The organism is Nocardia flavorosea (genome assembly GCF_015477805.1).
GTDB lineage: Bacteria > Actinomycetota > Actinomycetes > Mycobacteriales > Mycobacteriaceae > Nocardia > Nocardia flavorosea_A.
Genome location: NZ_JADLQL010000008.1, coordinates 44,242 through 65,439, shown reverse-complemented (window position 1 = coordinate 65,439; position 21,198 = coordinate 44,242). Strand labels below are relative to the sequence as shown.

Sequence of the window (21,198 nt, the reverse complement as noted above, 5' to 3'; positions counted from 1 at the left end):
GGCCGATGCCGGGGTACCGACGGCGCCGAGTCGGCCCGGCGCACGGCGCCGGTAGCCCCCGCACCGTGTGCCGGTGGGCGACCTATCCGGTCAGTCCGGATACCCGTTCCACGACCACGAGGGGGATTTCCCGCTCGGTCTGCTGCTGGTGCGCGGCCATATGGGGGAACTGATCCGCCAGCAGCCCGAAAAGCCGCTCGCGGTCGGCGCCGTCGGCGGTATGGGCGGTACCGGTGAACAGATCGATTCCCGCCGTGGTGGGTCGTTCGACGATGACCTGCGAATTGGCGGCGAGATTCCGGTACCACGCCGGATGCTCGGCTGCGGCCATATTGGACGCCCACAACACGATTCGGTCGTCACCGTCGGTCAGATAGGCGAGTGGCACGATATGCTGCCGGCCGCTGCGCCGACCGACAGTGGTCAGTAGGACCAGGTCGGATCCTTTCAGCATTCCTTCCATCGTGATCTTCCCGCCGTTGGCGCGAAAATTCTCGACTACGGATTTGTTGAAGGCAGGCATATCACTCGGCAACGACATCTGAAGAATGATAGTCCCCGGAGCTGACAAGCAGTCGTGGCCGACGCTCGATCGGCATGGGCCGGAAGGTAACTCCGCGCACGCTCGGCGAGTTCGGTGAAAACGTGTGCCCTGCCCTTGTTCCGCCGGACAGCATGGGCACGCTCGTGGACCGGGACAGATCTGGACGTCTCGGTGCCGAATCTATGTGTAGAAGCCCTCGCGCAGGTTGATGCCGTGCTCGGCCCAGACCTTGAGCGCCGCCAGCATGCCGGTCCACCCTTCACAGTTGCCGAAGGCGTTCTTCGCGCCCGCTTCGGTCGGGCGCCAGGACGATTCCGTAATGGTCACCAGGGTTCGAGTGTCGTTGTCGATCGGCTCGAACTCGAAGGTCGTGATAGTGGCGCCGGCCTCGTCCGTGGTGGCCTCGCCGTCCCACTGGATGACGATGGTGCGCGGCGGATCGGCCTTCAGCACCTGAACAGGGAAGGCGCCCGGGAAGTCGTGGAAATCCCAGCTCACCTCCGCTCCTGGAGTGAGCCGGCCGCGGGCTCCTCCGGTGGTGAAGTACTTCGAAAGCTGTTCGGGGTCGGCGACCGCCTCGTAGACCTCCGCGCAGGGTTTGGCCACGCGACCGGAAACGGTGAAGGAAAGTTCTTTCAGTTCAGACATGTGATAAATTTACAACATGTCTGCGGCTGGTGACAAGGATCCCGACGACCTCGTGTTCAAAGCGCTGGCGTCGGCGACCAGGCGGGCCATGCTCGACGCGCTCAAGGAGGCGCCGCGCACCACGGGTGGGTTGTGTGAGTTCTTTCCCGGCTTGGACCGGACGACGGTGCTGCAGCATCTGCGAGTGCTGGAACGGGCCGGGTTGGTGACCGGCCGTAAAGTGGGACGGGAACGGCATCTCGCTCTCGCGCCGATGCCGATCAAACGCATCTACGACCGGTGGATCGGCGAATACGCTCGCGCCGCAGTGGAACTGCTGGACGATCTCGACGCCGAATAGGCGGGCGGATCCGGCCGGGTGTGCCGCTCCCGCACGCTTCGTGAACTATCGGCCGGGGTAGTGATACGGCTCGGCGAGCCGTCAGCGGCGGCGACCGGCGCAGGGGGCTGTGCGGGCGGCTTTGGCCCGGTCCACCTCGTCGTCGGTGAGTGCGCGAACCGGTAAGTCCCGGCGCGCGACGGTATCGGCGCGAATGCCGTTGAGGGTGATGGCCAGATAGCGCCGCCAGACCTCGGGATTGATCGGTTTGGCGAATTCGGCGAGCCCGTCGACCATGTGGATCATCGCGAAGAGATCCGACGGTTCGATATCGGGTTGCAGCACGCCCGCTGCCCGGGCGTGCTCGACGATGGCGGCGACCGCCGGTTTGATCCGGTCGCGCATGCGGTGGAAGCGTTCGGTATCGAGATCGAGTTCGAGGATCACCTCGCTGAATCCGCGGTTGATCGCCAGATGGCGGCAGGCGTATTCGACGAACTCGACGAGGCCGAGCCACGGGTCGGGGTGGTGCGCGCTCGTCTCGGCGGCCTCGGCGAATTCGCCGAGGTGGTGTTCGAAGACCTGGGAGATCAGTTCGGCTTTGCCGGCGAACCGGCGGTAGACGGTGCCGACTCCCACGCCCGCGCGTTCGGCCACGTCATCCAGGGAGATCTCGAGGCCGCGGTCGGCGAACAGTTCACGGGCGGCCTCGACGATGCGTTGCTGATTGCGGACGGCATCGGCGCGCAGCCGCCGTTTACGCAAGGCCGTGGCGGGTTTCACAGTCGCAGTCTATCAACGCCGGGATTAAGTGGAGCCACCATCTCCGTTATTGTGTTAGCGTTCAGGTAAGCGGAGAGCCTTCTCCGGATAATTCATTCTTCTAAGGGGCGAGATGACCACCACGTTCGAACGCGGCCCATCCGCGCAGGAAAAACCGTCCGGCAGGCGTGGATCACATGCACTGCGATGGTGGGTTCTCGCCGTCCTCGGCGTCGCCCAGCTCATGGTCGTGCTCGACGCGACCGTGGTGAACATCGCGCTGCCGCAGGCCCAGCACGACCTCGGATTCGACGATGCGAGCCGGCAGTGGGTGATCACCGGCTACGCCTTGGCCTTCGGCAGCCTGCTCCTGCTCGGCGGCCGGCTCAGCGACCTGTTCGGCCGGCGCAACACCTTCATCATCGGCCTACTCGGCTTCTCGGTGGCCTCCGCCGTCGGCGGCGCGGCCGCCAACTTCGAAATGCTGGTCGCCGCGCGCGTCGGCCAAGGCGTTTTCGGCGCACTGCTCGCACCGGCGGCGCTGTCCCTGCTCACCGTCACCTTCACCGAACCCTCCGAACGGGCGAAGGCTTTCGGTATCTTCGGCGCCGTCGCCGGAACCGGCGGAGCCATCGGCCTGCTGCTCGGCGGTGCGCTCACCGAATGGGCGTCCTGGCGGTGGGTGATGTTCGTGAACCTGATCTTCGCGGCGGTCGCGCTGGTCGGCGCGGTCCTGCTGCTGGCCCGGCATGCCGGCGGCACCCGGCCCAAACTCGACATTCCGGGGACGGCCGTGGTCACCGCCGCCCTGTTCGCGATCGTCTACGGCTTCTCCCACGCCGAAAGCGACGGCTGGACCGATGCGGCGACGCTCGCCTTCCTGGTCGGCGGCGCGGCCCTGCTCGCACTGTTCGTCTGGCTCGAAACGCGGGTGGCGCATCCGCTGCTGCCACTGCGTATCGTGCTCGACCGCACCCGTGGCGGCGCCTACCTCGCGGTATTCGTGATGGGCATCGGAATGTTCGCGATCTTCCTGTTCCTCACCTACTACATGCAGCTGACGCTGGGCTATTCACCGATCATGACCGGGGTGGCGTTCCTGCCGATGGTCGCCGGGATGGTCGTCTCGTCCACCACGACACCGTCGCTGCTGCTGCCGAAGATCGGCCCCAAGGTGGCCGTCAGCGGCGGGTTCGCGCTGGCCGCGCTCGGTATGGCCTGGCTGACCCGGATCGGGCTCGATACCGGCTACACCACCCATATCCTGCCCGGCCTGATCCTGCTCGGCCTCGGCCTCGGCGCCGCGATGTCGACGGCGTTCCAGAGCGCCACCGCCGGGGTGCGGCACGATGACGCCGGTGTCGCCTCTGCGATGATCAACACCAGTCAGCAGGTCGGCGGGTCGATCGGCACCGCGCTGCTGAGCACGATCGCGGCCTCGGCGGCCGGCGATTACCTGGCCGGGCGGACGCCGGACCGGATCACCGTCGCGCAATCGGCCATCGAAAGCTACACCACGAGCTTCGCCTGGGCCGCAGCAGTATTCGTGCTCGGCGCGGTGGTGATGGCGGTGCTGTTGCCGTCCACCCTGCCCGCTCCCGCCGAGGGGGAACCGGTGCTCGCGCACTGACTTCCCCGAGCCACACGTGCCCGCCTCCGTGATTCGCGGCGGCGGGCACGCCTGGTGACCGGTGGCCGCCTGCGGGGAAATACCACCGCGCGGTGCAGGTCTACCGGCCGCTCGCGGGTGACCGGCGCGCGGTCGGTGATATGGACGGGAGGTGGAAAGCCCGCGGCCGGTTCAGGATTCCGGTGGCAGGATCGGTGAGCTGAACACATCCTCGAGCGGTGTGGGCCCGGTATAGCGGCGGCAGTTGCATTGCACCCATTCACGCAGACCATGGGTGCCCCGGCGGGAGGATTCGGCGTGGCAGGTTCCGGTGGCGCGATCGTGCAGGGCCAGATCATGGCCGCAGCCGCAGCGGGCGGTGAGTTTGCGGGCCGATCCAGCTCCTCGCCGCCGGCCGAACCGGCCGACGACCCAGCCGACTGCGAGAAGACCTGCGCCGACGGCGAGGCTGAGCGGATCGAGCATGCAGCCAGTATATGTATACGCATAGCCGGTGCGGGGTCGGTTTCCCCGCACCGCCGTGACGGGTGCGGGAACGTTTCGCTGTGGTTCGGATGGTAATCCGGGCTGTATGAATCCGAGGCGGGTAACCCGGAATCGGTTGTCGGCGGGTACGGATCGAATGTGGTCGCGGCAGCGATCCTTGCCGAGCGCCGGCCGGCTGTATCCGAGCGTCGGTCCGCCGTATCCCAGCGCCGGTCGACCGTATCCCAACATCGGTCCGCCGTATCCGAGCGTCGGTCCGACGGGGCCGGGGACGGGTGCGGTCGTGGCGATCGCCGGCACACCGGGCTCGTGAAGGTCGTCGTCACCGGTGCCAGCGGCAGTGTGGGAACGGCGCTGCTGCGTTGCCCGGGTATCGAGAACTGGGAACTGACCGGAATCGCCCGCCGTCGTCCCCCCGCGCGCCAACCGTACGCCCGGGCGCGGTGGATCGACTGCGATATCGGCGACCCCGCCGCCGTGCCCGTCCTTACGGAGGCGTTCACCGCAGCGTCCGCCGTGGTCCACCTGGCGTGGGCGGTACATCCGCGACGGACGGACCCGCCGATGAACCGCACCAACGAGGCAGGCACCGAACACGTGCTGCGGGCGGCGGTCGCGGCCGGTGTGGCGCAGCTGGTATGCGCTTCTTCGGTGGCCGCGTACACACCCGCGGACCGGTGGACCCGCGTCGAGGAAACTCATCCGCGGGCCGGTGTGCCCGGCAGCGCCTACAGCCTCGGTAAGGCAGCTCTGGAAACCCGACTCGACGAATTCGAACATCGGCAGCCGGGTATCCGGGTCGCGCGGATCCGGCCGTGCGGCATTGTGCAGGGCGATGCGGCGGCCGAACTGGGGGATTGGCTGCTGAGTCCATGGCTGCCACGATCGGTGATCGGCTGCCGGGCGCTTCCGGTACCACTGTGGAAGGACCTGCGGCTGCAACTGGTGCATGCCGCCGATGTGGCCACCGCGATCCGGGCGATACTGCGCGACCGCGCGGTGGGCGCATTCGATCTCGCCGCCGAACCCGTTCTCTCGGCGCCGACGCTGGCGTCCCTGTTCGGTGGGTTCCGTGCGCCGGTACCGCGCGCGGTGCTGACCACCGGCGCCGGGCCGACCTGGCGGCTGGGGCTGCAACCACTGCACCCGGCCTGGCTCGGACTCGCCGACCGCGCGTGCCTCGTCGCCGCCGGCCGGGCCGGCCGTGAACTGGGCTGGGTGCCGGAGTACGACGCCGTCACCGCATGCCGGGAACTGGCGGCCGCAATGCGGGCGGACCGGCCAGGGCCCAGTCCTCCGCTCGCGCCGGTCCGTCCACGGTTGCGGTTCGGGCAGCCGACTCATCAGGACCAGCGTCCAGAACGATCCCGGGCCGCCGAGTCCGGCGGTTGAAAGCCGGCCGGGCTTTGGCCCGGGCGAATGACCACGGTGCGGGTCATGGCTCGGGAGCCGAAGTCGGAACGGGCAGTGGGCGGCCGAATGCGGTGGACGGCGCGCTCAGGCGGGGCGGCGGGGGGAGCGGCCGGTGGCCAGGGAAGCGAGACGCTGGAGGGATTCGTGATTGCGGGGGATCAGGGTCAGGTCCTGGACTGTCCCGGGTAACAGGCGCGCGGGGCCCCGGCAGACGCGTTCGGCCATCCGGACCTCGGTGCTGTCGGGGCCGAGCGCGACGAGATCGAGCGAGATATGCGCCGCCCCGGCCGGCCACAGCCGGGCCTCCAGTTCGAGGTGGTGCGGAGGGTCCACCGCGAGCACCGTCGTGGTGTCGCTGCGAGCCAGTGGCCATACGCCCACACTGTGGTGGATCCGGGTGCCGACTTCCGGCCACCCGGTGTCGACTTTCCGGATATGTGTGGCGCCCACGACCCACAGTGCGTACAGCCAGCCGTCGGCGAGGACGGCGAATACGTCCTCGACGGGGATCGGGATACGCACACTCGGTTCGGCGGGCATCTCGGCTCCGATCGTCCGGGGAATCGGCACATCTACCGCACGGCAGATATATCGTCCGGCGAGTTACCCGGCCTCCGCTCCGTGAAACGTGTCGGCCGGACGGTGCCCGGGTTCATCCGGGCCTTCGATCTACCGCTCGGCCCGATGAGGTCACTTCGGTGATATCGAGGGGGTTCGCGAACCGATAATCGAGTTCCGTGCGCCACCCGTAGCCCGGGAATCGCCCGAGACTCGGTCGAGCCGTCGTCGCCTTGAATCCGTTTCGCGTCACCGGGGATTCGACACGACGGTCGGGCCGGCTCCGGAGGCAGGGGTCGGCCGGCGTTGCCGGGCATTCGCGGGCTGGGTCGACACCGGTCCGCACCGGCAGCAGTCCGGGATCCCGGTCCGAATGTCGGCCGGCCGGCTCGATCCGATCAGGTGCGCCGGATCGACCGCCCGAATGCCCACCTCGCGGTGTATTCCGTCATTTCCAGGCAGCCGCCGGATGCTCGACCCGCGACGGCTCCTGCCCGGGGAGTCCGAGCCCCGGCGGCCGGCCCCGCCGGGATGCGGACAAGCGGACCGATCAGCCCGCCGGGCGGGTGGCCCGGCGGGGACGGCGCGGCCCGCGCGACCGCGCCGGTTCGGACGTATGCGCGGACTGCTTCGCGCCGGCGGGGTGTTTGCGCGCCGGCGCGCCGCCCGTCTCGTGGCCGGAGGTGACCCGCTGTCCGGAGCGGCCCGCGGACGCCGCACGCCGGCCGCCGGTTCCGCGGGCGCCGGCGTGTTCGGCGGCGCTGGAGCGGTCGCGCTGTCCGGCGCGGTTACCCGCGCCCTCCGGGCGGTTGCGTTGTCCCGTCCGGGCGCCCGAGCGCGCGCCGTTGTCCGAACCGGAGGTCTCGGTGCGGCCGTTCGCTCCCGTGCGCGCACCGCGCGATCCGCGTTTGCCACGGGCGGGCCGGTTCCCGGAGCGTGCCGCTTCCGGCCGGCCGGCGGGGGCCTGCGGTTCCACAGGAGTGCGCAGGTCGGCGAGGGAACCGTCGGAGAGTTCGGCGAGAATCGGTGAATCGAAGGTCACCGCCCGCGGCTGCACGGCGATACCGGCCTTGCGCAGCAGCGCCGCGACATCCTTGCGCTGTTCGGGCAGCACGAGCGTGACCACGGTGCCTTCGGTTCCGGCGCGTGCGGTGCGGCCGGACCGGTGCAGGTAGGCCTTGTGCTCGGCGGGCGGGTCGACGTGGACGACGAGTTCGAGATCGTCGACGTGGATACCCCGCGCCGCGATATCGGTCGCGACCATGACGTGGGCAGTGCCTGCCGCGAAAGCCGCCAGGTTACGGTCGCGGGCCGGCTGCGAGAGATTTCCGTGCAGGTCGACGGCCGCGATCCCCACGCGGTTCAGTTCACCGGCCAGCCGGCGCGCGTGGTGTTTGGTGCGCATGAACAGGATGCGCCGCCCGCTCCCGGCGGCCAGCAGCCGGACGATGTCCTTTTTCGCGGCGGTGCCTGCGAGTTCGAAAACATGATGTTCCATCTTGGGCGGCGCGGCATCGACCTCGTCCACCGAATGGGTTACCGGCGCGCGCAGGAACCGGTCGACCAGTTTCCCGACCCCGTTGTCCAGGGTGGCCGAGAACAACAGGCGCTGACCGTCGGCGGGGGTGGCCGCGAGAATCCGCGTCACTCCCGGGAGGAACCCGAGATCGGCCATATGGTCGGCCTCGTCCAGTACAGTGATCCGCACGGCGTCCAGTGTGACCGCCCGCTGCTTCATCAGATCCTCGAGCCGGCCCGGGCAGGCGACGACGATATCGACGCCTTGTTTGAATGCCTTGATCTGACGGTTCACCGGGACTCCGCCGAAGACCGTGGTGACCCGCAGGCCGCGGTTCTCCGCGAGCGGGGTGATGGTGGCGGCGATCTGGGTGGCGAGTTCGCGCGTGGGAGCCAGGATCAGCCCGGTCGGGCGGCTCGGTGCGCGTTTCGCGCCGGCGAGCCGGTCGACCACCGGGATCGCGAAAGCCAGAGTTTTGCCGCTGCCGGTTTTTCCGCGGCCCAGCACGTCACGGCCGGCGAGGCTGTCGGGGAGGGTGGCGGCCTGGATGGGGAACGGTGCGGTGATTCCCGCGGCCGTGAGTTCCTCGACGATTCCGGGGGATACGCCGAGCTCGGCGAAGGTCTGCGGGACAGCAGTGTGGGCAGGCATGAATACAGTGCGCCTTTCGGCATCGGGGGTGATACCGCGACGTCCGATCGGACCGATGTCCGCGCCTACACGAGGTGGCGGTGTCGCGGGTTCCGACGCGAAAAGCAGGTATCCCGCGACGGCTGTGCCTGCATACTCATGGGCGCAGGTACAGCAGCCACCCTACAGTACAACCGGGCTGTATCCGGCATCCGTGAATCGGCACACAGCCGGCCGGATTCTCCGGCCGGAATAATTTCTGCATCTGTGGTAAGGGCGTTTGTTCCGGGCCGGATCGAAATAGCCGTATTCCGCCTTCGGTGCCGCGGCGGTCGATACCGCGGACCGCACTGTTTCGGCCGCTCGGAGTTCATGAATCGGGCGCGCCCGGAACGCCGATTTCCGGACCGTTTCTCCGGTCCACCGGCAAAGTGAAACGGTCTGGTCCTATACAGGCGAATTGCCAAAGCCTGCCGTATCTTTCGCATCCGGGGTCCATCGGTCCCGGTGAGCGGATTACGCTGACCCGCGTCATATCCACCGACTCGAACGCTCCGATTCCCTATGCCCGGCGAGCGTGGTATATCTCTGCTGCGGCGCCCGTCCGGGTTCCGGCGAGTTCAGCGAAGAAGAGTGTGCGCGTGTCCGATCCCACCGATGCCACCCGCGGGCAGAAAAAGAGCCCCTCCGCGCCGGCGCAAACCGCGCCGGCTGCCCGTACGGGTGATCCTGTCCAACGAGTGATGCTTGTCTCAGGGCTCGGTGTGACACTGGCGATCGCGGGTCTGGTCGTGACACTCGTGGTAGGCCCGGGTTCGGGTGAGGCCGAGTCCGATTCCGCGCTGCCTGCCACCACGACGGAAAGCTCGTCCACCGCGCCGCCGCCCGCGCCGGTCCCGCCCGCTACGACCGCCGGCGCCACCCAGCAGTTCCTCGCCGAACTGCCCCCGGTCGGTACCACGGCCTATACCGGATCCCTCACGGTCGACGGTGTTCCGTATTCGCACGCGATCTACCAGCAGTTCAGCGGCTGCAGCACCGAGGTGAGTCATACCTACGATCTCAACCGGGAATGGTCGCGCTTTTCCTCGGTGATCGGTGTGGCCGACGGCGGCGACACGGATTCCACCCTGCAGTTCTCGGTGGTCGCCGATGGCAAAACCGTTTTCACCTCGGGAAATATCGGTGTGGGCACACCGCCGAAGGTGGAGGTCCCGGTATCCGGTGTGGAGAATCTGACGATCGGCTTCACTCTCCTGGATGGCGATTCGTCGAGTTGCGCCCAGTTGGGCAACGGAGTGTGGGGCGATCCGACGCTGACGAAATAGCTTCGGCCATGGGTGTTTCCGGTTCGGCTTCCAGCGCGCATCATTCCGGGACGAGCACCTCCTCGCACGATTTGTCGGTGCGCAGACCACGCCAGCTCGGATGACGCAGCCCGTCTCCGGTGTACTCGCGGTATTCGACATCGCCGACGAGTACCGGCTCCACCCAGTGCGGAGTTCCGGGCCGGCCGCGTGTGGATGTCAACGGAAACAAGGGTTCGGCGCGGCTCAGTTCGTCGAGCCGGGCGCGCAGCGAACGCCGGTCGGCGAAGGTGAACCCGGTGCCGACATTGCCGATGTGGACCAGATCGCCTGCCCGGTCGTGTGCGCCGAGGATCAGCGACCCGAACGACCCGGATACCGACCCGCTGCCGGAGGTCCAGCCGGCGACGATCGCTTCGGTGGTCCGGCGGAACGGGGTTTTGATCCAATCGGGGGAGCGCCGGCCGGGCCGGTATACCGAATCGGTCCGTTTGGAGACGATGCCCTCGAGGTGGTTGTCCCGGGCGGCGGCCATCATCTGTTCCGCGCCGACATCGACCCAGTACGGCGGTGTCTGCACCGGTGCGGTGGTGAATCCGAGCTGCTGGAGCCGCTCCCGGCGCCGCAGATACGGCTCGCCCGTCACGGTCTCGCCGTCGTCGACGAGCACATCGAACAGGAACAGCTGAACCGGTACGGCCCGCACGAGCGCGCCGCCCGGCCGCGCGACGTGCATACGGCGCTGTAGCAGCGCGAACGACGGTGTGCCGGCCGGTGTCTGCGCGATGATCTCACCGTCGAGAACGAGGTCGCGCGCACCGGCGCCGGCCGTCAGGGCGGCCACGAGTTCCGGATACGAGCCGGTGATCTCGCGTCGGTTTCGGCTGTAGAGCCGGCAGGCCCGGTCGCGGCAGACCGCGATCGCGCGGACCCCGTCCCATTTCATCTCCACCGCCCACTCGGGGCTGTCCGGCGCCCCGCCCGCCACGGCGAGCATCGGTGCCGGAACCGCCGGCGCGATCAGGAGCCGCCTCTCACCTCGCCTGCCCATCTGATACCGGGCGTTCCGCTCCCGTGCAGTGTCGCTTCGGTGGTTTCGACGCCGGCTCCGGATGCCATGAGTCCTCGCTTTGTGAGGCGGGTACTGCCTGGTCAGCCGCAGAATACGGAGCGGCCCGGCGCAGTCGGAACAGACACGCGGAGGAGAGAACGTTCCGCAATGTGCGGATCGGAACGGCCCGCGGAACTCTCGAGATCGATGTTCGCGCTGGGCGGAACCGGCCGTACCGATTACGGCGTAATCTTGTAATCAAGTAATCGTTGCTAGTGAGAAGGTGATCCCATGAGGAATGGACACCGGGGGCGTGGATTCGGCCGGCCGGGCGGGTGGCAGCAGGCGGACCTACCGGAAACCGGCGATATCGCCGATTGGTTCGCGGGTCGCTTGCCCGCCGAATGGTTCACCGGAGCGCCGGCGATCGAGATCGACCGGGACGAGATCGTTGTGATCGGCGAACTACCGCTGCCGAAGCCGGACGAGACGGCGGACGCGGAACCCGGCGGCAAGGCGGCCCGTCCGGTTCCGGAGGCGACCAAAGAGGGCGCGATCGCCCGGTTCCGGGAATCGACCCGGCCGGCGCGGATGCAGATCGCGGACGAGGCGCAGCACCGTTACCGGCGCAGTGTCGCGTGGGGCGTCTCGATCGACGGACAGCGAACCATGTTCACCCATCTGGCTGTTCCGGTGATGACGCGGCTGCGGCAACCCGAGCGCAAGGTCCTCGACACGCTGGTCGACGCCGGGGTGGCACGGTCGAGGGCAGACGCTCTGGCGTGGGCGGTGAAGCTGGTGGGTGAGCACACCGAGCCGTGGCTGGCGGAGTTGCGTGCCGCGATGCGCAAAGTCGACGATCTGCGATCGGAAGGGCCGCAGGGCCTGTAGCGGAATAGCGGATGACCCGGTTCCGTCGTGATCCGGGAGCGTTCGCCCGGCGTGGATGGAATCGCGGGGCGAGGCATTGACACCGGGACCCCAGCCTCTTACGTTACTGAACTAATATCAATTCAGTTCTGGAGGTCTCGGTGTCCTCATTCTCTAGACGTGCTCTCATCGCGGCCTGCGCCGCAGCAGTCGCGGTTGCGGGCACGGGCTGCGGTGGTTCCACTCCGTCGGCGAATCTGCCGGTGTCCGGTGGCTGGTCCGCGGTGGTGGCAGCGGCCGAAAACGAAGGCAGTGTGCACCTCTACTCGACCCAGCACCCGGACAACCTCGCGAAGCTGAAGGTGGCATTCGAGCGGAAATACCCGCGGATCACCCTGGAGTTCACCCGCGGCACCGATGTGGAGATCAACCCCCGGATCGAGGCCGAACACCGCACCGGCCGAGGTACAGCCGATGTGCATATGACTTCCGACCCCGTCTGGACCGCCACCGCGGCCGAATCCGGCGCGTACTCCGTCGACCCCATGGGTCCGTCATTGGATGATCCGGCCTACGGCCGTGGCCGCAGTATCCGTGGCGGCAAGTTCTTCCTGACCAGCGCCGCGGTATTCGGGCTCGGCTGGAACACCGCGGCATTGCCCGGCGGACTCGAGACGCCGGCGGACCTGCTGGATCCCGCCCTGCGCGGGCGGATCGGGGTGACCAACCCGAGCGGCTTCGCCGCGGTGGTCGATCAGTACCAATTCTTCGACCGGAACTGGGATCCCGCCTTCACCGAGAAACTGGCGGCGCAGCAGCCACGGATCTACCCGAGCGCGCTGGGCGTGGCGCAGGCGCTGAACTCCGGAGAGATCGTGGCCACGCCCATGGTTCAACCGCTGGTCCGGGAGCAGGCGGCCGGGGCGCCGGTCGACTGGAAGTTGCCCGATCCCGCCTGGGGCACACCGTGGTACAGCCATGTCCTGGCCGCCGCGCCGCATCCGAACGCCGCACAGGTGCTCGCCGATTTCCTGGTGACCAGAGAAGGGCAGGCGGCGCTGTCGAGCGGCTATGCCGCCGCACTACCCGATATCGAGGGTGCCGTGGCGCGGGCGCAGGATGTGCCGTTTCCCGATACCGCCGCACTCACCCCGGCGGCGGTCACCCGGTACCAGGAAACGTGGCAGGCAATGTTCCAGCGCTGATACCGACGCGGCGATTCGCGGTCGGCCGGATACCGGCAAGTTGCCGAGCGCCGGACCGACCGTGAACCTCCTTGCCGGGTGCCGGGTGCCGGGTGCCGGGTGCCGGGTGCCGGGTGCCGGGTGCCGGGTGCCGGGTGCCGGGTGCCGGGTGCCGGGTGCCGGGTGCCGGGTGCCGGGTGCCGGTGGTCGCGTGGTCAGCCGGGTGTGTAGGTCATGCAGCGTGCGGCGTGATCCCCGCTGCCCGGGCCGACCCGGATCTCACCGGCGGTGCATTCGAGATCGGCGTTGTGCGCGCAGTCGGCGCGCTGGCAGGCCCCGACCATGCTGGTGACCGTGTCCAGTCCGCCCTTGACCGCCAACGGGATGAACGTCGCGCAATCGGCGCTGCCGTTCTGCCCGGAGACGTTGATGGCGTAGGCGTGGCAGCCGTCGTGGTTGTTGTAGGAGCAGTCGTTCACTGTGCATTCGCTGACGTGCGGCATTTCCATGGTTGTCATGCGCTGCGTCCTCCTGGGCTGTGGGAGTCATGCTCATGCGGATACCAGAGTAGACCGCCGTAACCGCGCTGAATACCCGGAGAATCCGATTCCGGCGCGACCATTCGCCGGCCTCCGGGTGGGGCGCGCGATATTGCCGTTGGTTAGCTGTTGGGTCGGCGGTGATTACGCGAGCGGTTTCCGCGTCGGCAGGTCGCAGTGGTGCCGGTGCGTGGACCACAGCATGCTGCTGGTGCTCGCCGATCGCACGGGTCGTGTACCCGGGGCGCGCCGACCGGACTCGTCCGGCATTGCCGCGACGGCGTCGTCGATGAAGACTCGCAACGGCGGTCGAGTCGTCGGGTCAGCGAATGATTCGGGCGATTCGCTGCCCGGCGCCAGAAGCGGGGGTGCAGGGCCCGAGGACGTCAGCGCGATGAAGCGCTGCCCGGCGCCGGTTCCGTTCGCCAGTTCCGGATCTCGTGGGCCCAGGCTCGCAGCCCGGCCCGGAAACCTGCCTGCTGCTCCGTGGTGAGCGTGGCCATGGCCGCCAGCAGTGGCTCGGCGCGCCGGGCGACGAATTCTTCGACATGCGCGCGCCTGGCCGGCAGCAGGGATATCAGCGTGCGCCGCCGGTTGGCGGGGTCGGGTCGCCGTTGTACCCATTCGGCGCGGTCGAGGTCGCCCACCAATTCGCTGACCGTGGACAGCGCCAGCCCCATCCGGCCGGCCAGTTCGCCCACGCTGATCGCGTCCTCGGCCACCAGTTGTACGCAGACCGCGCCGTGGCGGGGGGTGAGCCGGTGCGCGGTGAAGGATTCGAGGTATTCGGCCGGCATATCCGTGCGTGCCTTGTCGAAGAAGTTCGCAACCAGCGGGAGGAATCCGATCAGTTCGGTGATCTCCTGTGCGGTCGGCTGCCTCGGCGTGCGGGTCTTGTCCGGCATGACGACATCCTATATGTTCGGATTTACAAACAGTTCGTATTTACGAAGTGAATAGGGGCAGGGATGTCTGCGTACAGCGATGCGGTCAACGACGCACTCGAACGGCTGGACGATCTCGGATACGAGCGCAATCTGGGCGGCGGTGATCTGGCCAATCACGGCCCGATGGCCGCCGAAGCGCTGGCGGTACTCGGTCACGCCGCCGCGATCCCGGACTGGGTCGCGGTCTACCGGGCTGCCGCGCCGCATCACGAACCGCCGGTGCCGTACCAGCGGCTCACCGACGCGGAATCCGACTGGCGCGCCGCGCTCGGCGATATCGGGCGGGCCGGCGATTTCGAGGAACTGTTCCGGCGCCAGATGGCCGACGATGGCTGGCGTGCGGTGCTGGTGCGCTGGTGGCCCCGCTTGCTGCCCGGGCCGATGACCGGCCTCACGCACGGATTGATCCGGACGGCGCACGCCGTCCGGGGGCTGTCGTCCACCGATCAACCCACCGTGCTGCAACTGGGAGAACTGGCCCGGGCGCTGGGGTATTGGGCCGCACGGTTCATCGATGCGCCCGGCCCGGGCCGTCTGATGGGAAGGTCCGGCGTAGCCGCCGCGATCGCTGGAGTGCCCAGGCTGCCGGAGCCGGAGAGCCCACCGCAGCCGATGGCGCGCCTGCGCACACCGAACACCATGCCCGGCTACCAGCAATCCCTCACCGCGCTCGCTCCCGAGCGCGCCGAAGGGCTGCTTTCCCGGATGACCGCCCACTTCGCCGGTGTCTGCGGTGCGCACGCGGTGACGCAGTTCCCGATTCCGCTCATCCACGGTGTGACCGCTCCCGCCGCGGCACGCCTGGTGCTGCCGCATTTGCCCGAAGAGTTGTACGAGCCCACGCTGGCCGCGGTATGGCAGGCGCAGGTGACGCTGCTGATGGCCGCGACCACCGACTCGTCCGGTGAGGCCGAGGCTGCGAGGCATGCCCAGCAGGCCGATGTCCCGCCGTGGGACGAGCTGATCTCCCGCGCGGTCGACCACGGGGACGAACACGTCATCAAATTCACCGAGGCGGGTCTGCGCGAGAACGCCCTGAGTCCGGATCCGCGCTATGCCTGGGCGGTGGACCGCGCACAGCGGTTGGTCGAGCGGCCTGATGGCCCGAACGGCCCGGCGGTGACGGTCCGGTTCGGCGGCGGTGCGGCGCCGAACCGGTGATCGACCGGCGGGGCGCAAAGATATGTGAACGCCATTTACTAAAGGGTGTTCACAAATGGGGGTGTGGTGTGGTTCACTCACGAGGACAGTGTTCTTGCAAGGAGGCATAGTGACCGCACCGTCCCTGTCCCACGACTTCGATTTCACCGATCCCGACCTGCTCGCCGCTCGGCTGCCGATCGAGGAATGGGCCGAACTGCGCCGCGCCGCGCCCGTCTGGTGGGTCGACCAGCCCAAAGGCGTCAGCGGTTTCGACGACGGCGGCTACTGGGTGGTCAGCAAGCTCGACCACATCAAGGAGATCTCCAAGAACTCCGAGGTCTTCTCCACCCACGAGAACACCGCGGTGATCCGCTTCAACGGCGAGATCACCCGCGACGAGATCGAGATCCAGCGCGCCATGCTGGTCAATACCGACCCGCCGGAACACGACAAACTGCGCCGCATCATCGCCCGCGGTTTCACCCCGCGCGCCGTGCAGAGCCTGCGCGATGCGCTGCGGGAACGTGCCGAGCGGATCGTGCACGAGGCCAAGAAGACCGGCGGCGGCGATTTCGTCGAACAGGTCGCGTGCGAACTGCCGCTGCAGGCCATCGCCGAACTGCTCGGGGTGCCGCAGGAGGATCGCGGCAAACTCTTCGAGTGGTCCAACCAGATGATGGGCTACGACGACCCGCAGTACGCCGACAGCTACAAGATGGCCAACGCGCAGGTCATGGGCTACGCCTGGAACCTCGCCGAGGAACGCCGCGGCTGCCCCGCCGACGACATCATCACCCAGCTGCTCAGCGCCGATATCGACGGCGAGGCGCTGAGCTCGGAAGAGTTCGCCTGGTTCGTCATCCTGCTGGCCGTGGCCGGTAACGAGACCACCCGTAATGCCACCACCCACGGTATGAAGGCGTTCGTCGACAACCCCGATCAGTGGGAGCTGTACCGCGCCGAGCGCCCGCGCACCGCCCCCGACGAGATCGTCCGCTGGGCCACCCCGGTCATCGCCTTCCAGCGGACCGCCCTGGCAGACACCGAAATCGGCGGGCAGGCCATCACCAAGGGGCAGCGGGTGGGCCTGTTCTACTCCTCGGCCAACTTCGACGAAGACCACTTCGAGAAGCCGTTCGAGTTCGACGTCACCCGTAACCCGAACCCGCACGTCGGCTTCGGTGGCACCGGCACCCACTACTGCGTGGGCGCGAACCTGGCCCGCCTGCAGCTCGACCTCATCTTCAACGCCATCGCCGATGTGATGCCGAACCTGCGTCAGGTCTCCGAACCCGTTCGGCTACGGTCGGGTTGGTTGAACGGCATCAAGAATTGGCAGGTCGCCTACGAATGACACCACCCGCCCGGCGGGGCCGGATGCCCGCGGTCAGCGACGCGGACATCCGGCGCGTGGCCGCGGAGCTCCTGGTCTCGCGGGGCGCGGAGGCATTGACCCTGCGCGCCATCGCGCGTGAACTCGGCATCACCGCCCCCGCCCTCTACCGCTACTACCGGTCCCGGGAAGAACTCCTCGCGGCCCTGCGTCGCGATATCTGCAAACAACTCGCCGACGACCTCGCCGCGCAGGTAGCCGAACTGCCCGACGACGGCGTGGTCCGGTTGTTCGCCATCTGCCGCGCGTTCCGGCACTGGGCCCTGGCCCACCGCAACGAATTCACGCTGGTCTTCGCCTCTCCCACCGAAGACGCTTCGGGCACGATACGCCGATTCGACGAATCGTTCGGCCTGGTCTTCCTGGAAGCCGCCGGTAAGATCCTGGCGGCCTACGATCTGGCGCCACCTCCGGTCGAATCGATCCCGGAAGCGCTGCGCACCGACCTCATCGCGTTCCAGACCGAACTCCTCGCGCTGCTGGCGGGGTCGGAACAGAAATTCCCGGCCGAGAAGTTCGACCTCGGAATCGCGTATCTGATGATGACGGTATGGGTCCGGCTGTACGGGCACGTGACGCTCGAGGTGTTCGGTAATTACCCGATGCCGGTGAGCGATCCGGACGTGCTGTTCGACGCCGTTCTCACCGATCTCGCCGCCGGCATCGGCCTCACCGCGGGGAGCGCCGGGTAGTTCCGGTTCGGGCCGAGCCGGCGGCGGCTTCGGCGGCGAACTCACCGCCGAATACCTGGAAGCGGCCGGCGCCGATCCCGCGATTGCGACTGCGCGCTCACCGAACGCGGACGATAACCACGGCTTCTTCATAGGGCCGGTTGGTATTACGTCATGGGAATGTGGAGTCCACCAAAGGCAGACGATCGAGACCCATAGCCTGGCCATCTCAGACGTCATATCCACTCCAAAACTTGAATGATTCCAGATTGTCGGTATGGTGGGGTCATGTCACCGACGCACCAGGACGACCTCGGACAGCGGTGGCGTGCCGATCTGCACCGAGCGGGTCTGCGCGTCACCGCCCCGCGAGTGGCGACCCTCGCGGTCGTCGCCGCGCACCCGCACGCCGAAGCGGACGAGATCACCACCGCGGTGCGGGAACGTCTCGGCGCCGTATCGAAACAAGCCGTCTACGACGGTTTGAACACCTTGACCGGCGCGGGCCTGCTACGGCGTGTCGATATCGACGCGCGCAGTGCGGCCCGGTACGAGATCCACCGGCACGACAACCACCACCACATGGTGTGCCGGATCTGCGGGCGGCTCGAAGACGTCGCCTGCGCGGTCGGTGACGCGCCCTGCCTCGACCCTTCGGAGGATCACGGATTCGACGTCGAAGAGGCAGAGGTGATGTTCCGCGGCGTGTGCTCGACGTGCCGCACGGGCCCCGCCACCGGACGGGCGATACCGTCGCTCCGCCCGGAGCGGCCGGTTCATGGACACCATTTCGAACAGTTCACCCAGGAGAACATTTCATGACTACCGACCACACCTCCTCGAAACCGTCGACCACCGAATCCGGCGCGCCGCGGGAAAGCGACGCCCATTCGCTGAGCGTGGGCTCGAACGGCCCGCTGCTGCTGCACGATGTCGCGCTCGTCGAGAAGCTCGCCCGCTTCGACCGCGAGCGGATCCCGGAGCGCAGCCCGCACGCGAAGGGGTCCGGCGCGTTCGGTGAGCTCGAGATCACCGCGGACGTCTCGCGTTACACCAAGGCCAAGCTGTTCCAGCCCGGCACCAAGACGCCGATGCTGGCCCGCTTCTCCACTGTCGCCGGCGAGCTCGGTTCGCCCGACACCTGGCGCGACGTGCGCGGTTTCGCGCTGAAGTTCTACACCCAGGACGGCAACTTCGATATCGTCGGCAACAACACCCCGGTTTTCTTCCTCCGCGACCCGATGAAGTTCCCGGATTTCATCCACTCCCAGAAGCGCACCCCCGATTCGGGCCTGCGTGACGCCAATATGCAGTGGGACTTCTGGACTCTCTCACCGGAGAGCGCCCACCAGGTCAGCTACCTCATGGGCGATCGCGGTCTACCGCGGACCTGGCGCCATATGAACGGTTACTCCTCGCACACCTACATGTGGGTCAACGAGGCCGGTGAGAAGTTCTGGGTCAAGTACCACTTCCTCACCGAGCAGGGCATGGAATTCCTCACCAACGAGGAAGCCGACGAACTGGCCGGCAAGGACGGCGATTTCCACCGGCGCGACCTGTTCGAGGCGATCAAGAACGGCGACTACCCGTCGTGGCGGGTCGAAGTTCAGGTCATGCCCTACGAGGACGCGAAAACCTACCGCTTCAACCCCTTCGACCTCACCAAGACCTGGTCGAAGAAGGACTACCCGCGTATCCCGGTCGGCCGCTTCACCCTGAACCAGAACGCGGTCAACCACTTCGCGCAGATCGAACAGGCCGCGTTCAGCCCCTCCAACACGGTCCCGGGCACCGGCGTCTCCCCGGACAAGATGCTGCTGGGCCGCATCTTCTCCTACCCCGACGCGCAGCGGCACCGGCTGGGCACCAACTTCAACCAGCTCCCGGTGAACCGCCCGGTCACGCCCACCAACTCCTACGACAAGGAGGGCGCGATGCAGTACCACCACTCCGGTGACGCACCGGTGTACGCGCCGAACTCCTACGGTCGCGCCTACCAGGACGAGCAGGGCCCGGTGGACAACGGCTGGGAGGCCGATGGCCAACTCGTGCGGTCGGCCTACTCGCTGCACGCCGAGGACGACGACTTCGGCCAGGCCCACACGCTCGTGCGCGACGTGTACTCCGAAGAGGAACGGCAGCGTCTGGTCCAGACTGTGGCAGGCGGGCTCCTCGGCGGGGTCGTCGAGCCGGTTCTCTCGCGCGTTTTCCAGTACTGGAAGAACATCGACCAGGAGGTCGGGGAGAGCATCGAGAAGGAGTACTACAGACGAAGCGGCAAGTAAGATAGTCGCTTGAAAGCCACTGCGGCCGGGCCTTTCCGAAGGTCCGGCCGCAGTGCTGCGTCATCGACGGCGGGAAATCAGCGGTTGCGCGCCGGCTATCGAGACAGCCGATGGGGGCGGGAACCCAGTGGATCTCACCGGGAGCGACGGAAGGTGAAGCGGGCGGTGGCGAGGTAGAACGGGGCGGGCACGATCGGGTGCCGGCGGCGGAGCTGCTGGTAGATCGCGCGGTACCAGGAAATGGGGGAGTGGGTGCCGGTGGCGAAGATGTGCATGGTGTCCTCGCCGTCGAGCACGCAGGCGGGGCCGCAGATTCCGCCGCCGTACCAGGGTTCCGCGGCGGTGTCGGTGTCGAGGAGTCGTTCGAAGGGTTGCCAGGAAGCGCGGTCGCCGGGGGCCCCGGTGGTGTCGGCCAGCCAGAGGCCCTGGCTTGGGAACGGGTCCGTGCCGTGGAGGTTGGTTCCGCGGGCCGCGATCATCCGGGATCCGGCGTCGCCGACGGCGACCGTATTGTTGAAAAATCCCTCGACCGTAGTGGCGAACCTTTCCGGTGTCGCCCAGGTCTGCCCGTCCTTGCTCGTGGTGTACCGCATCTCGTAGTCCGGCAGTTCCCCGCGGCCGACCTCACCGACGCACGCCAGATACCACATCCGCCACTGCCCGCCGGCCCACAGCACGTACGGTTCCATCGCGCTGGGTCGCGTATCGTCCCCGTACAGAACCGGCTCCGGGTGCCGCACCCACTGCCCGCCGGCGCTGCGCTCCAGGTAGCCGATCGCGTACCGGCTGCGCTTTCCACTCATGGCGCGGCTGAGCTGCCCGGCGTAGTAGATCCGCTCCACGGTGCGGTCGTTCGCCGTGCCGCGCACGTAGGTGGGGGAATGCATCCCCGGGCTGTCCCAGGCGTCGCGTTCCGGTGCGCCCAGCGCGACCGCACGATCGCGGCTGTCGGTCACAAACCGCCAACGGTCATCGGTGATATCGGCCCCCTCGGGGAGCCGCGCTTCGTACAGCCTCACCCGGAAACGGCTGTTCATCGCGCCCACGAACATGCACCATCTGCCGTCGAGGTGATGGATATCCGGGTCGCTCACCCCCAGTAGTCCGTGCCCGGGCCGCGGGCTGTCGAGCATATCGAACAGCCTGCGAGTTTCGACCAGTGACCAACCGGCCGACTCCACAGCCTCGTTTCCGTTCCGTTGTCGCACAACACTTATCCTGCCAGCTGCTTCTTACACGAGTGTTATGAAACAGACACATGAGTGGCGGCCACCTGTGCGAGCATGCGAACCAACG

At 67.8% G+C, this 21,198-nt stretch carries 21 protein-coding genes; 11 read left to right on the top strand and 10 right to left on the bottom strand.

Going from position 1 to position 21,198, the window contains the following annotated elements; translation table 11 throughout:
• Positions 1-82: 82 nt before the first annotated feature.
• On the bottom strand, positions 83-541 hold the full coding sequence (locus IU448_RS28015) for a nitroreductase/quinone reductase family protein (protein WP_195058732.1): 459 nt from the start codon (positions 539-541) through the stop codon (positions 83-85).
• A gap of 183 nt (positions 542-724) precedes the next feature.
• Positions 725-1,192, bottom strand: a complete 468-nt coding sequence (locus tag IU448_RS28010; protein ID WP_195058731.1) for an SRPBCC domain-containing protein — start codon at positions 1,190-1,192, stop codon at positions 725-727.
• Between the two features lie 16 nt (positions 1,193-1,208).
• Between IU448_RS28010 and IU448_RS28005 the strand changes: the two genes are divergently transcribed.
• A complete protein-coding gene (locus IU448_RS28005) occupies positions 1,209-1,532 on the top strand; it encodes an ArsR/SmtB family transcription factor (RefSeq protein WP_195058730.1) in 324 nt (107 codons plus the stop codon).
• Positions 1,533-1,613: 81 nt separating this feature from the next.
• Here IU448_RS28005 and IU448_RS28000 read toward each other — a convergent pair whose 3' ends face one another.
• Positions 1,614-2,294, bottom strand: coding sequence for a TetR/AcrR family transcriptional regulator (locus tag IU448_RS28000; RefSeq protein ID WP_280457613.1), 681 nt, complete (start codon positions 2,292-2,294; stop codon positions 1,614-1,616).
• A gap of 112 nt (positions 2,295-2,406) precedes the next feature.
• Here IU448_RS28000 and IU448_RS27995 point away from each other — a divergent pair, with 112 nt between their 5' ends.
• Positions 2,407-3,903 carry an MFS transporter gene (locus tag IU448_RS27995; RefSeq protein ID WP_195058729.1) on the top strand — a complete coding sequence of 499 codons (1,497 nt, stop codon included), beginning with the start codon at positions 2,407-2,409 and terminating at the stop codon, positions 3,901-3,903.
• A 171-nt stretch (positions 3,904-4,074) separates the two neighbouring features.
• Here the strand turns inward: IU448_RS27995 and IU448_RS27990 are convergent, their stop codons facing one another.
• The gene (locus IU448_RS27990; RefSeq protein ID WP_195058728.1) at positions 4,075-4,368 is read right to left on the bottom strand and encodes a hypothetical protein; all 294 of its coding nucleotides are present in this window, start codon (positions 4,366-4,368) and stop codon (positions 4,075-4,077) included.
• Between the two features lie 330 nt (positions 4,369-4,698).
• On the opposite strand from IU448_RS27990, the gene IU448_RS27985 reads away from it, so the two are divergent.
• On the top strand, positions 4,699-5,781 hold the full coding sequence (locus IU448_RS27985; RefSeq protein ID WP_195058727.1) for an NAD-dependent epimerase/dehydratase family protein: 1,083 nt from the start codon (positions 4,699-4,701) through the stop codon (positions 5,779-5,781).
• 105 nt (positions 5,782-5,886) lie between these two features.
• On the opposite strand, the gene IU448_RS27980 is transcribed toward IU448_RS27985, so the two are convergent.
• Both IU448_RS27980 and IU448_RS27975 read right to left on the bottom strand, forming a co-directional pair.
• Positions 5,887-6,342 (bottom strand): SRPBCC family protein, encoded by a 456-nt coding sequence (locus tag IU448_RS27980; protein WP_195058726.1) that lies wholly within the window; start codon positions 6,340-6,342, stop codon positions 5,887-5,889.
• Between the two features lie 568 nt (positions 6,343-6,910).
• Positions 6,911-8,530: a DEAD/DEAH box helicase gene (locus IU448_RS27975; protein ID WP_195058725.1), complete on the bottom strand. Its 1,620-nt coding sequence runs from the start codon at positions 8,528-8,530 to the stop codon at positions 6,911-6,913.
• Between the two features lie 722 nt (positions 8,531-9,252).
• Between IU448_RS27975 and IU448_RS27970 the strand changes: the two genes are divergently transcribed.
• Positions 9,253-9,837 (top strand): NPCBM/NEW2 domain-containing protein, encoded by a 585-nt coding sequence (locus tag IU448_RS27970; protein ID WP_228814558.1) that lies wholly within the window; start codon positions 9,253-9,255, stop codon positions 9,835-9,837.
• 40 nt (positions 9,838-9,877) lie between these two features.
• Here IU448_RS27970 and ligD read toward each other — a convergent pair whose 3' ends face one another.
• Positions 9,878-10,813 carry a non-homologous end-joining DNA ligase gene (gene ligD, locus IU448_RS27965; protein WP_195058723.1) on the bottom strand — a complete coding sequence of 312 codons (936 nt, stop codon included), beginning with the start codon at positions 10,811-10,813 and terminating at the stop codon, positions 9,878-9,880.
• Positions 10,814-11,158: 345 nt separating this feature from the next.
• Here ligD and IU448_RS27960 point away from each other — a divergent pair, with 345 nt between their 5' ends.
• Together IU448_RS27960 and IU448_RS27955 are read left to right on the top strand one after the other, a co-directional pair.
• Positions 11,159-11,758 carry a hypothetical protein gene (locus IU448_RS27960; protein WP_195058722.1) on the top strand — a complete coding sequence of 200 codons (600 nt, stop codon included), beginning with the start codon at positions 11,159-11,161 and terminating at the stop codon, positions 11,756-11,758.
• A 140-nt stretch (positions 11,759-11,898) separates the two neighbouring features.
• A complete protein-coding gene (locus IU448_RS27955) occupies positions 11,899-12,942 on the top strand; it encodes an ABC transporter substrate-binding protein (protein WP_324188739.1) in 1,044 nt (347 codons plus the stop codon).
• 194 nt (positions 12,943-13,136) lie between these two features.
• Here IU448_RS27955 and IU448_RS27950 read toward each other — a convergent pair whose 3' ends face one another.
• Together IU448_RS27950 and IU448_RS27945 are read right to left on the bottom strand one after the other, a co-directional pair.
• Positions 13,137-13,439 (bottom strand): DUF1540 domain-containing protein, encoded by a 303-nt coding sequence (locus IU448_RS27950; protein ID WP_195058721.1) that lies wholly within the window; start codon positions 13,437-13,439, stop codon positions 13,137-13,139.
• A 407-nt stretch (positions 13,440-13,846) separates the two neighbouring features.
• On the bottom strand, positions 13,847-14,365 hold the full coding sequence (locus IU448_RS27945; protein WP_195058720.1) for a MarR family winged helix-turn-helix transcriptional regulator: 519 nt from the start codon (positions 14,363-14,365) through the stop codon (positions 13,847-13,849).
• A 63-nt stretch (positions 14,366-14,428) separates the two neighbouring features.
• Here IU448_RS27945 and IU448_RS27940 point away from each other — a divergent pair, with 63 nt between their 5' ends.
• The 5 genes from IU448_RS27940 to IU448_RS27920 all read left to right on the top strand — a co-directional run bounded on the left by IU448_RS27940 (position 14,429) and on the right by IU448_RS27920 (position 19,902).
• Positions 14,429-15,568 carry a questin oxidase family protein gene (locus IU448_RS27940; RefSeq protein WP_195058719.1) on the top strand — a complete coding sequence of 380 codons (1,140 nt, stop codon included), beginning with the start codon at positions 14,429-14,431 and terminating at the stop codon, positions 15,566-15,568.
• Positions 15,569-15,677: 109 nt separating this feature from the next.
• Positions 15,678-16,904 (top strand): cytochrome P450, encoded by a 1,227-nt coding sequence (locus IU448_RS27935; RefSeq protein ID WP_195058718.1) that lies wholly within the window; start codon positions 15,678-15,680, stop codon positions 16,902-16,904.
• Positions 16,901-17,635, top strand: a complete 735-nt coding sequence (locus IU448_RS27930) for a TetR/AcrR family transcriptional regulator (protein WP_195058717.1) — start codon at positions 16,901-16,903, stop codon at positions 17,633-17,635. Before IU448_RS27935 ends, IU448_RS27930 begins: the two co-directional genes overlap by 4 nt.
• Positions 17,636-17,902: 267 nt before the next feature.
• A complete protein-coding gene (locus IU448_RS27925) occupies positions 17,903-18,436 on the top strand; it encodes a Fur family transcriptional regulator (protein WP_195058716.1) in 534 nt (177 codons plus the stop codon).
• Entirely contained in the window at positions 18,433-19,902 is a 1,470-nt protein-coding gene (locus IU448_RS27920; protein ID WP_195058715.1) for a catalase, read from the top strand. The genes IU448_RS27925 and IU448_RS27920 overlap by 4 nt, the downstream gene beginning before the upstream one ends.
• A gap of 134 nt (positions 19,903-20,036) precedes the next feature.
• Here the strand turns inward: IU448_RS27920 and IU448_RS27915 are convergent, their stop codons facing one another.
• Entirely contained in the window at positions 20,037-21,083 is a 1,047-nt protein-coding gene (locus IU448_RS27915; protein ID WP_195058714.1) for a hypothetical protein, read from the bottom strand.
• Between the last annotated feature and the right edge of the window lie 115 nt (positions 21,084-21,198).